The sequence below is a fragment of the uncultured Sphingomonas sp. genome (assembly GCF_902806265.1).
Classification (GTDB): domain Bacteria; phylum Pseudomonadota; class Alphaproteobacteria; order Sphingomonadales; family Sphingomonadaceae; genus Sphingomicrobium.
The window spans coordinates 1-13,129 of the sequence record NZ_CADCVZ010000036.1; the positions used below are offsets into that span (position 1 = coordinate 1).

14 protein-coding genes and 3 pseudogenes are annotated in these 13,129 nt (G+C 67.1%); 14 read left to right on the forward strand and 3 right to left on the reverse strand.

The genetic code is table 11. The features are described from left to right. Positions 1-317, reverse strand: a 317-nt coding sequence (locus QZX62_RS07910) for a ferritin-like domain-containing protein (protein ID WP_294173486.1), incomplete at its 3' end; no start/stop codon positions are given. A gap of 192 nt (positions 318-509) precedes the next feature. Between QZX62_RS07910 and QZX62_RS07915 the strand changes: the two genes are divergently transcribed. Beyond that, positions 510-1,265, forward strand: a complete 756-nt coding sequence (locus QZX62_RS07915) for a Crp/Fnr family transcriptional regulator (protein ID WP_294173488.1) — start codon at positions 510-512, stop codon at positions 1,263-1,265. Between the two features lie 150 nt (positions 1,266-1,415). Here QZX62_RS07915 and QZX62_RS07920 read toward each other — a convergent pair whose 3' ends face one another. Next, positions 1,416-2,420, reverse strand: a complete 1,005-nt coding sequence (locus tag QZX62_RS07920) for an outer membrane beta-barrel protein (RefSeq protein WP_294173489.1) — start codon at positions 2,418-2,420, stop codon at positions 1,416-1,418. A 225-nt stretch (positions 2,421-2,645) separates the two neighbouring features. Here QZX62_RS07920 and QZX62_RS07925 point away from each other — a divergent pair, with 225 nt between their 5' ends. The 13 genes and pseudogenes from QZX62_RS07925 to QZX62_RS07975 all read left to right on the forward strand — a co-directional run bounded on the left by QZX62_RS07925 (position 2,646) and on the right by QZX62_RS07975 (position 11,837). Then, the gene (locus QZX62_RS07925; protein ID WP_294173492.1) at positions 2,646-4,493 is read left to right on the forward strand and encodes a DUF885 family protein; all 1,848 of its coding nucleotides are present in this window, start codon (positions 2,646-2,648) and stop codon (positions 4,491-4,493) included. Positions 4,494-4,513: 20 nt separating this feature from the next. Next, on the forward strand, positions 4,514-6,361 hold the full coding sequence (locus tag QZX62_RS07930) for a DUF885 family protein (protein WP_294173493.1): 1,848 nt from the start codon (positions 4,514-4,516) through the stop codon (positions 6,359-6,361). 138 nt (positions 6,362-6,499) lie between these two features. Then, positions 6,500-6,811 carry an STAS domain-containing protein gene (locus QZX62_RS07935; protein WP_294173494.1) on the forward strand — a complete coding sequence of 104 codons (312 nt, stop codon included), beginning with the start codon at positions 6,500-6,502 and terminating at the stop codon, positions 6,809-6,811. Further along, positions 6,808-7,119, forward strand: a pseudogene (locus QZX62_RS07940) (response regulator); the annotation flags it as partial. The gene QZX62_RS07935 and the pseudogene QZX62_RS07940, both read left to right, overlap by 4 nt. A 6-nt stretch (positions 7,120-7,125) precedes the next feature. Next, positions 7,126-7,290: pseudogene (locus QZX62_RS11865) on the forward strand (EAL domain-containing protein); the annotation flags it as partial. A gap of 34 nt (positions 7,291-7,324) precedes the next feature. Further along, positions 7,325-7,597 carry an EAL domain-containing protein gene (locus tag QZX62_RS11870; RefSeq protein WP_366926193.1) on the forward strand — a complete coding sequence of 91 codons (273 nt, stop codon included), beginning with the start codon at positions 7,325-7,327 and terminating at the stop codon, positions 7,595-7,597. Positions 7,598-7,690: 93 nt separating this feature from the next. Next, positions 7,691-9,439 carry a M28 family metallopeptidase gene (locus QZX62_RS07950; RefSeq protein WP_294173495.1) on the forward strand — a complete coding sequence of 583 codons (1,749 nt, stop codon included), beginning with the start codon at positions 7,691-7,693 and terminating at the stop codon, positions 9,437-9,439. A gap of 55 nt (positions 9,440-9,494) precedes the next feature. Beyond that, complete coding sequence (locus QZX62_RS07955; protein ID WP_294173496.1) at positions 9,495-9,692, forward strand: CinA family protein; 198 nt, start codon at positions 9,495-9,497, stop codon at positions 9,690-9,692. After that, positions 9,689-9,928, forward strand: coding sequence for a CinA family protein (locus QZX62_RS07960; RefSeq protein ID WP_294173497.1), 240 nt, complete (start codon positions 9,689-9,691; stop codon positions 9,926-9,928). The genes QZX62_RS07955 and QZX62_RS07960 overlap by 4 nt, the downstream gene beginning before the upstream one ends. Before the next feature lie 110 nt (positions 9,929-10,038). Further along, a pseudogene (locus QZX62_RS11875) lies at positions 10,039-10,158 on the forward strand (glutathione S-transferase N-terminal domain-containing protein); the annotation flags it as partial. A 109-nt stretch (positions 10,159-10,267) separates the two neighbouring features. Further along, on the forward strand, positions 10,268-10,615 hold the full coding sequence (locus QZX62_RS11880; protein WP_366926194.1) for a glutathione S-transferase C-terminal domain-containing protein: 348 nt from the start codon (positions 10,268-10,270) through the stop codon (positions 10,613-10,615). A gap of 14 nt (positions 10,616-10,629) precedes the next feature. Next, on the forward strand, positions 10,630-11,496 hold the full coding sequence (locus QZX62_RS07970) for a dienelactone hydrolase family protein (RefSeq protein ID WP_294173498.1): 867 nt from the start codon (positions 10,630-10,632) through the stop codon (positions 11,494-11,496). An 8-nt stretch (positions 11,497-11,504) separates the two neighbouring features. Further along, positions 11,505-11,837, forward strand: coding sequence for a hypothetical protein (locus QZX62_RS07975; RefSeq protein WP_294173501.1), 333 nt, complete (start codon positions 11,505-11,507; stop codon positions 11,835-11,837). Between the two features lie 1,071 nt (positions 11,838-12,908). On the opposite strand, the gene QZX62_RS07980 is transcribed toward QZX62_RS07975, so the two are convergent. Next, positions 12,909-13,088, reverse strand: a complete 180-nt coding sequence (locus QZX62_RS07980; RefSeq protein WP_294173502.1) for a hypothetical protein — start codon at positions 13,086-13,088, stop codon at positions 12,909-12,911. Positions 13,089-13,129 lie beyond the last annotated feature (41 nt).

A 13,129-nucleotide genomic window follows, 5' to 3' on the forward strand; every position in this document is an offset into this window, starting at 1 on the left:
GGATCGGTGAAGTTGACCTGTCGGCCGCCAGTCACGGCGCCTTGTGTGCCGGTGCCGGTCAGGCTGCTGGCCGGCAGGCCGGCGCCGGTGACCGCGAAGGAGTAGAACTGCGCCTCGAGATACTCGAGATTGAGCGCAAAGTTGAGGATGTCGGCATCCGACACCGTCTGCGCAAACGCCTTGGAGCTAAAGGCCGCGGCGGCAAGGCCTGCGCCTGCCACAGCGTAGGCGCCGAAGTTCTGCACGAACGCGCGCCGATCCTCCCGCCGCTTCGCTCGGGTTTCGAGAACATCGAGCATCAACTCTTGGTCGGCCATCGTCGCCTCCGCATTATGGTGTCGGGGAATGGAAGCTGAATGTCCTGATTTCTAACCACATTGCCAAGGCCAACAATTGTACGGTACGCCACCGTACGTCCGAACGAGTGACTCCGCTGGCTGTCCGATTTGTTGGTCCAGTTCAGTGCGGGTAAGCTTTATTCTTGACGGGCCTGTCTTGGGGAGCTGTCCTTGCTGAAGCGGATCGAACGCGATTGGGTGCGTCCACGCTTAACAAGCATGAACCCGGATTTCCTGGGTCAACTCGCACCCGTCGATCGCGCCACGATCGAGCCTCATCTGGAATCTGTCTTCGTTCTACGGGGGGAACCGCTTTTCAGAGCTGCCGATGCCGGTGAGCATATCTACTTTCCGCGCGGTCCGCTGATCTCCGTCGAGCAGATCAATCGGGTCGAGGTTGCGCTGATCGGTAGCGAAGGACTGGTCGGCTGGCCTGCGCTGGTTGGCTGCAAGTATTCACCTTACCATGCCATTGTCCGCGCGCGCGACGGCATCGTGCTCAAGATCGGAACCAGCGCCCTTGTTGCGATCGCCTCCGCTACGCCATCGCTGGCCTTGGTCCTTAGCCGCTTTGTGAACGTCATCAGCGTGCAGATGGCGGAGACTATCGGCGCCTATGCGTTTCATCGCATCGACATGCGCATCGCGCGCTGGCTGCTGCTTCGGCACGACCGACTGAATGGCGACGACATCTCGGTGAACCACGATGAGATTGCCGACAATCTCGGTACCCGACGGGCCAGCATCACCGACTGCCTCCACGTCATCGAAGGGAACGGTCTGGTTCGCTGTCGTCGGGGGCGGATCACGATACGCGATCGTGCCGGCTTGGAAGCGCTGGCGACAGGTTGCTACGGCGCCGCTGAGTCGTTCTATCGAGAAATCAGCGTTGCTTCCGATGAGACCGCCGCCTTCGTTCGGTGCTAATCCGGCAGGCGCGGAGAACCCAGGCAGCGCCGACGCAAGAACATTAGCAACGCGCTGAGTCAGTCGAAGGATGCTGTCTAGAGAACAGGGCGGCTCCAGCGGAACCGCCCTCTTCTCTGCTTTGCTCGGGAAGGTCCGAATCCGAGAGCGCTATCCGCGCTCGGGGGCCGGTTCCGGCGGTGGCGGCGGCGGCGGCGGAAGCGGGCAGGTATCCGTCGCCAGGATTACCGAACCGTCCGGGCAGGTCTGGGTCTGCGGCGGCGGTGGCGGCGCTTCGACCGGCGGCGGCGGTGGCGGGGGCGGTGGTGCCGGCGGCGCGCCGAAGTTGAAGATCAGACTGGCCAGCAGCGAGTGGCTGCGGAACTTCTGCTCGTAATTGGCGAACAAGTCCGCATTGGTCGTCTGGTTGACGATCGTCGGGTTGGCCGGATCGAGCACGAAGCGATTGGCATTGCCGAGCAAGCTGACGGCGGTGTCGTCCGCCAGGCTGAGCTTGCGGGTGCGGAAGTGGCGGTACTTGAGGCCGAAATCGATGTTGCTGGTGAGCGCATAGCGCGCGCCGGCGATAAGCTGGCCTGCCCAGGCACCTTCCTTCTGACCGGCGAACTTCGCGCGGGCACGGCCAAGGCCGCCACCGGCATAGAAGGACAAGCCGTCCTCGTCGCCAAAGTCTAGCAGGCCGTTGACCATCGCGGACAAAATGCGGACCCGGCCGTCGAGCGTGAAGTCGGTTGCGACCAGCGGCGCCAGGCCCGGGGCTCCCGGATCAGGGGCAACGGACGGACGGTTCAGGGCAACGTTGAGCGCGTCAACGAAACCTCCGTCGATCTCGAAGTCGTTGAGCTTGGCCCGCTTGAAACCGAGCTCGCCCTCAAGCCGGAACGCGCCAAAATCATACCCGATTATTGCATCCGCGTCGATGCCGCGCCGATAATCGATGCCGAGCGCGTTGTTGAAGCTGGTGTCGCCGGGGCCGGCGGGCGCAGCTGGTGTGGCCGGGGTCTGAGTGGTGGTGAAGTCGACGTCGATGTCGGCATCCTGGTCCTTGGGAAGGAGAATGCCGCCTTCAATACCGAAATAGGGCTGACCGTCGCGGGCGGCAGCGGGCGACGCCACCGCCATTGCTGCAGTGGCCGTAAGTAACAATTTTCGCATGATGCCTCCTGTACGAGGTGCAACCCCCGGGTTCGCATACAGTAGCCGGACTGTGGTGGATACCGGCAGTTTGACGCGGCTCCCGCGTACTGTGGCGCTGCGGACACATCTGGTTGATCGAAGCGGTTGCGCGCGCTTCCTCTGCGGACCTTCGTTGCGCACTGCCACCCCCTCGACGAACGCGCAGCCTCCCTTTACCCGTTCCCTGCATATGGAGGAGACGTGATGGACCGGCGTTCGTTCATGGCAAGTGGAAGCGCTGCGGCGCTCGCTGCGACCCTGCCCTCCTGCACCACCCCGCCGGCACCCGGTGCCGCCGCCGCGCCGACGGGCGACAGCGCGGACGCCCGGCTTCGCGCCATGCTCGACCGCATCTTCTACGGCCGGCTCGAGGATAATCCGGAAGGTGCCACCGGTCTCGGCCTGGACGTCGGCGAACGCGCCCACCTGCGCGGACGGCTGGACGATTACAGCAGCGCGGGCCGGGCCAAGGACCTCGGCCGAGCCCGGGCGGACCTGGCCCAGCTGCACACGGTCGACCGCACCCGGCTGTCCCCCGCCGCCGCGCTCGACCTTGAGGTGGTCGAATACGACCTCACCCGCACGCTGGAGGGCGCGCGCATCCCCTACGGCTCCGCGGGCGGCCGCTACTCGCCCTACGTCATCAGCCAGCTGACCGGCCCCTATCGCGGCATCCCCGATTTCCTCGACACCACCCACCCGGTCAAGAACGCGGCGGACGCCGACGCCTACCTGTCGCGCCTCGCGCAGTTCGATACCGCGCTCGACGCCAGCTTGGCGCGGCAGCGGGAGGACGCGGCGCGCGGCGTATTCGCGCCCGACTACGTCCTCGACACGACGTTGCGGCAGCTGCGCTCCCTGCGCGACCAGCCCGCGGCCCAGACCCTGCTGGTGACCTCGCTTGCCCGCCGCGCGCGGGAGGCGGGCCTTGGCGACGCTTATGCCAGCCGGGCCGAGCGGATCGTCGCCGCAGAAGTATTCCCCGCGCTCGACCGGCAGATCGCCCTGGTGACCGAGCTGCGCGGCCGCGCCACGCACGATGCAGGCGTGTGGCGTCTGCCGGAGGGGGAGGCCTATTACGCCGGCGCACTGGAGGCCGCGACCACCACGAGCATGGGCGCGGAAGAGATCCACCAGCTCGGTCTCAGCCAAGTGGCGGAGCTGGAAGCACGGCTGGACCCGATCCTCCGGGCCCACGGCCTGACCCGGGGCAGCGCGGGCCAGCGGCTGGCCGAGCTCAACAAGGACCCGGCCCAGCTCTACCCCAACACCGACGAAGGCCGCGCCGCGCTGCTGGCCCACCTCAACCGCCAGATCGCGGAGATCACCCCCAAGCTGCCGCAGGCTTTCGCGACCCTCCCCAAGGCAGAGGTCGAGGTCCGGCGCGTACCCCCGCTGATCCAGGCGGGCGCGCCCGGCGGCTATTACGACAGCGCTCCGCTCGACGGTTCCAGGCCCGGTATCTACTACATCAACCTGCGCGACACCTTCGACCGGCCGAAGTTCGGCCTCGCCACCCTCACCTACCACGAAGCGGTGCCCGGCCATCACCTGCAGATCAGCCTGGCCCAGGAATCCGAGGAGATCCCGCTGATCCGGCGGCTGGGCGGCTATTCCGCCTACTCGGAAGGCTGGGCGCTCTACTCCGAACAGCTCGCCGACGAGCTCGGCATGTACGAAGGCGATCCGCTCGGCCGGGCGGGCATGCTGCAGAGCTTCCTGTTCCGCGCGACCCGGCTGGTGGTCGACACCGGCCTTCATGCCAAGCGCTGGTCGCGCGAGCAGGCCACCGACTATTTCATCCGTACCACGGGCATCGCCCGCGGCCGCAGCCAGGGCGAGATCGACCGCTACACCGTGTGGCCCGGCCAGGCGACCAGCTACAAGGTCGGGCACATCGTCTGGGACCGGCTGCGCAGCGAGTCCAAGGCGAAGCTCGGTCCCCGCTTCGACCTGCGCGACTTTCACCAGGTGCTGCTGCAGGGCGCGGTGCCGCTCACCGTGCTGGAGCGGCTGGTCGAGCGGCGCACCGCCGAACGGCTCCGCGGCTAACGATGAAAAGGACACCCACGTTGAAGCAGCTTTTGCCCCTGTCCGCCTTCCTCCTCGCGACCGCCTGCGCCGCCGTGCCGCCCGGAGCGCCGCCGGCCCCCGCACCCGCGGCGCCAGTGCAGGCTCCGCCCGTCGACCCGGCCGCCGAGGACCGGCGCTTCACCGCCTTCCTCGATGCCGCCTTTGAGGCGCAGGCGGCGCGCAGCCCGCAATTCCTCACCTCGCTCGGCCGCAAGGAGCAGTACGACCGGCTCGACATCTATACCGACGAATACCGGCAGCAGGGGCTCGCCCTCGCCCAGTCGCAGCTGCAGCAGCTCCGCGCGCAGTTCGATCCCGCCCGCCTGAGCCCCACCGGACGCCTCAGCTATCGCATGTTCGAGGAGGAGATCGAGCAGGACGTCGAGAACTTCCGCTGGCGCTGGCACGGCTTCCCGGCGAGCACCAACGGCAGCCCGCTGGGCGCTGTCCCGGTGTTCCTGATCAATCAGCACCGGGTCGCCACCGTCGCCGACGCGGAAGCCTACATCGCGCGCCTGCGCGAGGTCGAGCGGGTCATGGGCGAGATTTCGGCAAACATGCGCCGCCAGGTCGAGCTCGGCATCGTGCCCCCGCGCTTCAACTTCGCACCCGTCCGCGCCGATGCCCGGCGCGTGCTGGCAGGTGCGCCCTTCTCCGGCGGCAAGGAAACGCCGCTGTTTGCCGACTTCAAGACCAAGGTCGAGAAGCTCAGCGTTCCGCAAGCCGAGAAGAACCGCCTGGTCGCGCAAGCCCGCGAGGCGCTGACCGGCCCCTTCCAGCGCGGCTACCGGACGTTCCTCGACACCTGGGACCTCCTTGAGGCGAAGGCCAGCGCCAGCAACGGTGCATGGAGCCTGCCGCAGGGTGAGGCCTACTATGCCAACCGCCTGAGCAACTCGACGACTACCGAACTCACCGCCGACCAGATCCATCAGACCGGCGTCACCCAGGTCGCGCGCCTCCACCGCGAGATGGAGCGGATCAAGCAGCAGGTCGGCTTCACCGGCACGCTGCAGCAGTTCTTCGCGCACATCAACCAAGGCCGGCAGTACAAATACCCGAACACCGCCGCGGGCCGCGAGCAGTACCTCGCCGACGGCCGCCGCTTCATCGCCCAGGTCATGGCCAAGGCGCCGCAATGGTTCCGCCGGCTGCCCAAGGCGCCGCTGGAGGTCCGCGCGGTCGAGCAGTGGCGGCAGGATACCGCCGCCGTCGCCTTCTACAACCGCCCGTCTGAGGACGGCTCGCGGCCCGGCATCTACTACGTCAACCTTGCCGACATGAACCAGGTGCTGAAGCCCCAGACCGAGGCGATCAGCTACCATGAGGGCGCGCCCGGCCACCACTTCCAGATCGCGCTGGCGCAGGAGCTGCCGGGCGTGCCGAAGTTCCGCCGCTTCGGTGGCTACGGCGTCTATTCGGAAGGCTGGGGCCTGTACGCGGAAGGGCTGGGCAAGGAGATGGGCTTCTACCCCGAACCGATCTCCGATTTCGGCATGTTGTCGACCCAGCTGTGGCGAGCGGTGCGGCTGGTGGTCGACACCGGCATCCACAGCAAGCGCTGGACCCGCGAACAGGCGATCCGCTACTTCCGCGAGAACGCCCTGCTGTCCGAACGCGACGCGACCAAGGAAGTCGAGCGCTACTTCAACAACCCCGGCCAGGCGACCAGCTACATGATCGGGCAGCTCAAGATTTTGGAGCTGCGCGACCGCGCCCGCCAGGCGCTCGGAGATCGCTTCGACATTCGCGACTTCCACGCGGTGGTGCTGGAGAACGGCGCGGTGCCGCTGGACGTGCTGGAAGAGCTGGTGAACGGCTACATCGCGGAGCGGCAGCGGGCCTGAACCCCCGCTCCCGCACGCGCCAACAGAAACCTGCCGCCTCGGACGCGGCGCACCCTGGGGCTGTCTATAACAGCTGAAACGGCAGCGGCTGCGCTGTTCGCTTCACCCGCGTGACGCCACGCGCCCGAGGAGATGAGGATGATGTCGTCCGAGGTCCGGTCCGACGTGCCGGTCGCGTTACCGGCGCAATGCGGCACCGCCGCCGCCGGAGGCCTGCGCGAAGCCTTGCTGCGCGCCGGCGGTGCCGGAGCGGTGCGCGTCGACGCCTCCGCCGTGGCCAGCCTCGGCCAGGCCGTGCTCCAGTTGCTGCTGGCAGCCCGCCGCACCGCCGAGGCCGGCGGCCTGCCCTTCGACATCGGCTCGCCCAGCACCGCCCTCAGCGACACGCTCGCACGCTGCGGCCTGACCAACACGCTTGCTTCGCTGCCCGCCCGGAGCGTCGCGGCATGAGCAAGCTCATCCTCACCGTCGATGATTCCCCGAGCATGCGGATGCTGCTCAAGGCCTCGCTTTCGGCCAAGGGCTTCGCGGTCGAGACCGCCGAAGACGGGGTGCAGGGGCTCGAACGGCTGGGCCAGCTCAACCCCGACCTCCTCATCACCGACATCAACATGCCCCAGATGGACGGGTTCGAGCTGATCGCGCAGGTCCGCGCTCGAAGCGCCTACGGCGGACTCCCCATCCTGGTGCTGTCGACCGAGTTCTCGGCCGAGAAGAAAGCCCGCGCTCGCGAGGCCGGTGCTACCGGTTGGATCACCGCGCAGGTGCAGCTCTCGCTCCGCGACCATGGCGTGCCGCCCTACCGGCTGGAGCTGGAAGTGACCGAAAGCGCGGTCATGGCCAATGCGCAACGCGCGCTGCGGCACCTGCAGATCCTCGACGACGCCGGCGTCAGGGTGGCGATCGACGATTTCGGGACCGGCTACAGCAGCCTGTCCTATCTGCAGCTCGCTGCCCGCGAAGATGGTCAAGATCGACCAGTCGTTCGTCCGCCGGCTGGCCGGGGAAGAGCGCGCCCGGACGCTGGTGTGCTCCATGGTCAGCTTGTCGCACGATCTCGGCTACCGGGTCGTCGCCGAAGGGGTGGAAACCGCCGATGCGCTGCAGCTGCTCGGCGCGATGGGCTGCGACGAGGCGCAGGGTCATTATCTGGCGCGCCCGATGGAGCTGAACGCCTTTGAGCGCTGGCTCGGCGCGTCTCCGTTTGCCATGGACCGCGGGATCGCCGCCGCCTGATCGCTGAGCGCCCGCTAAAGCCCCTTTTCTCCCCGCTCCGCCCGGCGCATGAGACGCTTGATTCAGCGTCTCAGCCGATGGAGCCCAAGTCCCATGATTCGCCCCGCTTTTCTGCTCGCCGCCACTGCCCTGCTGGCCGTCCCCGCCGCCGCGCAGCAACAGCCCGCATTCAGCACCCAGCGCCTGTCCCAGCATGTGCAAACGCTCGGTTCCGACGCCTATGAAGGCCGCGGCGTGGGCGTGCCGGCCGAGGGCCGCACCGTGCAGTACCTCATCCGTGAGTTCGGCCGCGCCGGCCTGCAGCCCGGCGGCGACCTCCAGAACGGCCGTCGCGGCTGGACCCAGCGCGTGCCGCTGCTGCAGTCGGACTGGCAGGGCACGCCCACCCTGGCGATGAACGTCAATGGCCAGCAGCTGCCGCTCACCCAGGGGCAGGAGATCGCCGCTCGCGCGCCGACCAACGGCCAGAGCGCGCTCAACCTCCAGAACCTGCCGCTGGTGTTCGTCGGCTACGGGGTCAAGGCGCCCGAGCGGAACTGGGACGACTTTAAGGGCCAGGACCTCCGCGGCAAGATCATGGTCGTGCTGGTCAACGATCCCGACTTCGAAGGCCCGCTCGCCGATCCCCAGAACGGCGACTTCGGCGGCAAGGCGATGACCTACTATGGCCGCTGGACCTACAAGTATGAGGAGGGAGCGCGGCAGGGCGCAGCCGGCGTGCTGGTGATCCACGAAACCGCGCCCGCCTCCTACGGCTGGGCGACCGTCAAGAACTCCAACACCAACACCATGTTCGACATCGTCCGGCAGAACCCGGCGGCCGAGCACCCGCCGCTCGAAGCGTGGATCCAGCAGGATCTCGCCGGGCGCATCTTCGCCGCGTCGGGCACCAGCCTGGAGCAGATGAAGGCCGCCGCCCGCCGCCGCGACTTCCGGCCGGTGCCGCTCAAGGCGACGCTGACCGCACAGGGCCAGGCCCGCACTCAGGTCATCAACTCCAGCAACGTCGTCGGCATCCTGCCCGGCAAGTCGCGGCCGGACGAGACGGTGATCTATACCGGCCATTGGGACCACCTCGGCATCGGCCAGCCGGACGCGAACGGCGACCGCATCTACAACGGCGCGCTCGATAACGCGTCGGGCATCAGCCACATGATCGAGCAGGCCCGCGCCTTCGCCCGCGGCCCGCGGCCCGACCGCTCCGTCGTGTTCCTGGCGGTCACCGCCGAGGAGAAGGGCCTGCTCGGCTCCGAATATTACGCGGCCAACCCGCTGTACCCGGTCGAGAAGACCGCGGGCGTCCTCAATACCGACTCCATGGGCGTGTTCGGCCGGGCCAACGATTTCTCCATTTCCGGCACCGCGCGGCTGGAGCTGCTCGACATGCTGGTGGAGGAAGGTCGCCGGCTCGGCCGCAAGTTCACGCCCGACCCCAATCCGCAGAGCGGCGGCTTCTACCGCTCCGACCATTTCTCGATGGCCAAGGTCGGGGTTCCGGCCATCTCCTTCCGCTCGGGTCAGGACTTGGTCAGCGGCGGCGTGACCCGGGGCGAGGCGATCGCCCGCGAGTACACTGAGAAACGCTACCACCAGCCCGACGACGAGTATCTGCCGAGCTGGAACTTCGAGGGGATCGCGGCGGATGCGACCTTGCTCCACGCCGTCGGCCGGCGGCTGGCGAACAGCACCGCCTGGCCGAACTGGAGCGCCGACAGCGAGTTCCGCGCCGCGCGCGATGCCAGCGCGGCCGTTCGCGGCGGCGGCGCTCAGCCGGCCGGCGCGGCGCCCGCCCCCGCCGAGCCCGTCCCAACGCCCGCCGACGTCGCTGGAGAGCGTGGTTGACGGAAGCGCTTAGCGCGGCACTCCCCGACGACCTCGACCGCAAGGCCGAGAGCTGATGAAGCAGGTCTGCCGGAAAGAGCTGAAGGTCGCTACCGCCGAAAGCTGCACCGGCGGCTTGCTCGCTTCACTGCTGACCGACATCGACGGCGCGGGCCATGGCTTCGACCGCGGCTTCGTGACTTATTATGACGCCACGGCCAAGCAGGACCTGCTGGGCCTTACGCCCGAGATGACCGGGCGCACCAGGCGGTGACCGGCGCGGTTGCCCGGGCGATGGCCGAAGGCGCGCTCCAGAACAGCCGGGCCGATATCGCGCTGTCGGTCACCGGGTTCGCGGGCCCCGCGGGCGAACAGGAGGAGGAAGGCCTGTGCCACTTCGCCTGCGCCCGCCGCGGCCGGCCGATCAGGCTGCGGGAGGGAGCACTTCGGAGCGCTCGGCCGCGGCCCCATCCGCATCAAGGCGATTGGCGTGCTGCTGGAGATGCTTGAGGAAGCCGTCGAACAGGTGTAGGTTCTTGCTTTGTTCTCACAGGGGAGACGATCATGGCCGACCTCATCTTCTACACGATCCCATGTCGCGCGGGCAGACGGTCCGCTGGATGCTGGAAGAGATCGGCCAGCCGTACGAGACGGAAATCCTGGATTACGGCACCAGCATGAAGGCCGAGCCCTATCTGGCGATCAATCCGATGGGCAAGGTTCCGGCGCTCCGGCACAACGGCAAGGTCGTCACGGAAGTCGCGGCCATCTGCCTTTATCTCGCGGACGCGTTCCCGGAAGCCGGCCTCGCCGCCCGACCCGCGGGACCGGGCCGACTATTACCGCTGGGTGTTCTTCACCGCCGGCCCGGTAGAGGCGGCCTTCACCACCAAGTCCATGGGAGTCGAGGTTCCGCCCGAGCGCCAGGCGATGGCCGGCTTCGGCAGCTACGAAACGGCGATCGACACGCTGGAGAAGGGCCTCACCGGCCGCCAGTTCATCGCCGGCGACCGCTTCACTGCCGCCGACCTGTTTGTGGGCGCGATGGTCAACTTCATGCTGACCTTCAACCTGCTGGAGCCGCGGCCGGTATTCACCGACTACGCCGCGCGCATGACCGATCGCGACGCCCACCGCCGCGCTCAGGAGATTGACGGCAAGCTGATCGCCGAAGCACAAGCGAAGCAATCAGGCTGAGGAGAAGCGGAGCGATGGACGAGCAGCTCAAGCGCGAGGCCATCGCGCTCTACGACCGCTTTACCCACGAAGGCCTGGAGCGGCGCGACTTCATGGCCCGCATGGTGGTGATCGCCGGCAGCGCGGCGGCCGCCGAAGCGCTGATCGGGGCCATCGCCGCCAGCCCGGCCGCCGCCGCGGTGGTGCCCGCCGACGATCGCCGGCTGCGCACCGCGACCCTCACCCCCTATCCGCGCTATTCGGCCTACGCCGCGGTCCCGCGCGCCGTTCCCGGCCGCCTGCCCGCCGTAATGGTCATTCACGAGAACCGCGGGCTCAACGAGCATATCCGCGACGTGACCCGCCGAGTGGCGCTGGCGGGCTATTTCGCCCTAGCGCCCGACTTCCTGTCCCCCGCCGGCGGCACGCCCGCCAACGAGGACCAGGCTCGCGAGCTGATCGGCAAGCTGGACCTCGCTGCTGCCGTCGCTGCCGGCGCAGGCATGATCGACAGCCTAAAGCGTCGCAGCAACAGCAACGGGCACGCTGGCGCGGTCGGCTTCTGCTGGGGCGGCGCCTTCGTCAATCGGCTGGCGCTCGCCGCCGGCAACCGCCTCGACGCGGGCGTGGTCTATTACGGCACCGCGCCCGACCCGGCCGAAGCGGCCAAGGTGCAGACGCCGCTGCTCATCCACCATGCCGGCCTCGACGAGCGGGTCGCCCAAACCCTCCTCCCCTGGGCTGCAGCGCTGCGAACGGCGAATAAGCCGGTGACGCTTTATACCTACAAAGGCGCCAATCACGCCTTCAACAATGACACTTCCGCCGAACGCTACAGCAAGCCAGCCGCCGACCTCGCCTGGCAGCGCACCCTCGCCTTCTTCCGCGAGCAGTTGCGGTGAGCGGGTCGTTGCGCAAGGCCCTCCAGCTCACCTCGCTGCTCGCCGCGTCGTTGGCCCTCGGCGGCTGCGTCGCCAGCCTCGCCGCCAGCGCTCTGGGCGCGGCGGCGCGCAGCGGGCAGAAGCCCTACCAGCATAGCGAAGCGCTCCAGCTTGCGGCGACCCAGGCCTGCCGCGCCCATGCCGCGCAGCACGGCGAGGTCCACATCATCGACTGGGAGCAGCGCGGTTCCGGCAAGGTCGTGGTCTACGGCACCGCCACCAACGGAGCGAACCGCCGCTCGTTCGAATGCACCTACACCAACAAGGTGGTCGGCTTTCGCTTGCGCGCGATCGGGGGTTAGTCCGCTTTCGACGCATCGCGGACACTAGCGGTTAGTCCGCTTTCGACCGTTGCGGACATTACGTTTGCCCTTAGACTGAGATAAGCCTGCTGAACGAGACGAGTTGCCGATCATGATTGCAGCGCGCGCATTCATCATTCTCTTTGGCTGTGTGTCCTGCGCGCCGACATCGTCTCTATATTCTCTCCCGCAGCCGCTTGATGCAATCCTCGACGCTCCTGATCCGCTTGCTGAAGGGCTTGTGAGCGTAACGGGCAAGATATACCCAGCGGCACGCAATTCGATCCTTCTGGGTAGGAAGAGCTATGTACTCGAAGGCGATGACGAAATCCCGCCGCCAACTGAGTGCATTCACCTGCTGGCATCGCAAGATCAATATGAACGCCTCCGCGGTAATGCTGGAAACCTCGTCACGGTTTATGGAGAACTCCGACTCATTGACCAGTCCCCCGATCCGGTGCCATCCTCATGCAAATCGCCGTCCAAGGCAGAAGAACTCACCCCTACTGCCAATACTCCCGCGCAGCGCTTCCCGTCATCGTGCTGCGAAACTGGTCGGTACCTAAGCTGATGTTGCTCAAATAAGCCGCCGATGACACATTTGGACGCAGTCAGGCGCGAGGGGTGGCGGGAGCATTGGTTGGGCAGCATCCAAGAGTTTGCGGACTTGAGAGCTTAGCGTGAGAGTTGGCTAAACCCGCAGAATACCAATCCGCACTTTTCGTTCGTCGAGTTGATGTGCACCTACTTCGATGGTTTAGGATTCTCAGACGAAGGCTACTCTCGATTTCAGGCCGAAGGCCTTTTGAACGCCGAGGAAGCGGCTGTTGTCGCTCGGTTCCATGATTTAGCGGACGCCTACGTCAGTCCTACGGACGATTATGACCATGCCGCTATCCGGAGCGACCCCAAGTGGGGAGCGGTGGTTGAGTCCGCTTGCGCCGCTCAGAAAGCTCTATTGCTCCTCCTTTCTGATGAAAGAGAGCGGGATGCTTTGTTGATGCGTAGCGGCCACACATGGGAGGCGATGCGGCGTAACTAAGTGTCCGCTTTCCCACCCTCAGCGAACCTTTACCGCAGCTTGGCGATCTTCAGCCCGTCCGCTTTTGCCCGTAGCTTGATCGACTCCTCGCTCCGCGTCAGCGCTTTGGCCAGTGCCTTCAGCGCCACGCCCTTGCCTGCCAGCGTGTGCAGCTTGGCGATCTCCTCGGGGGTCCATGGCTGCTTGTGCCGCTCAAAGCGCTCCGCCATCCCCTTGTCTCCCTGCTTCCGCGTGGCGGCGACCGGCCGGC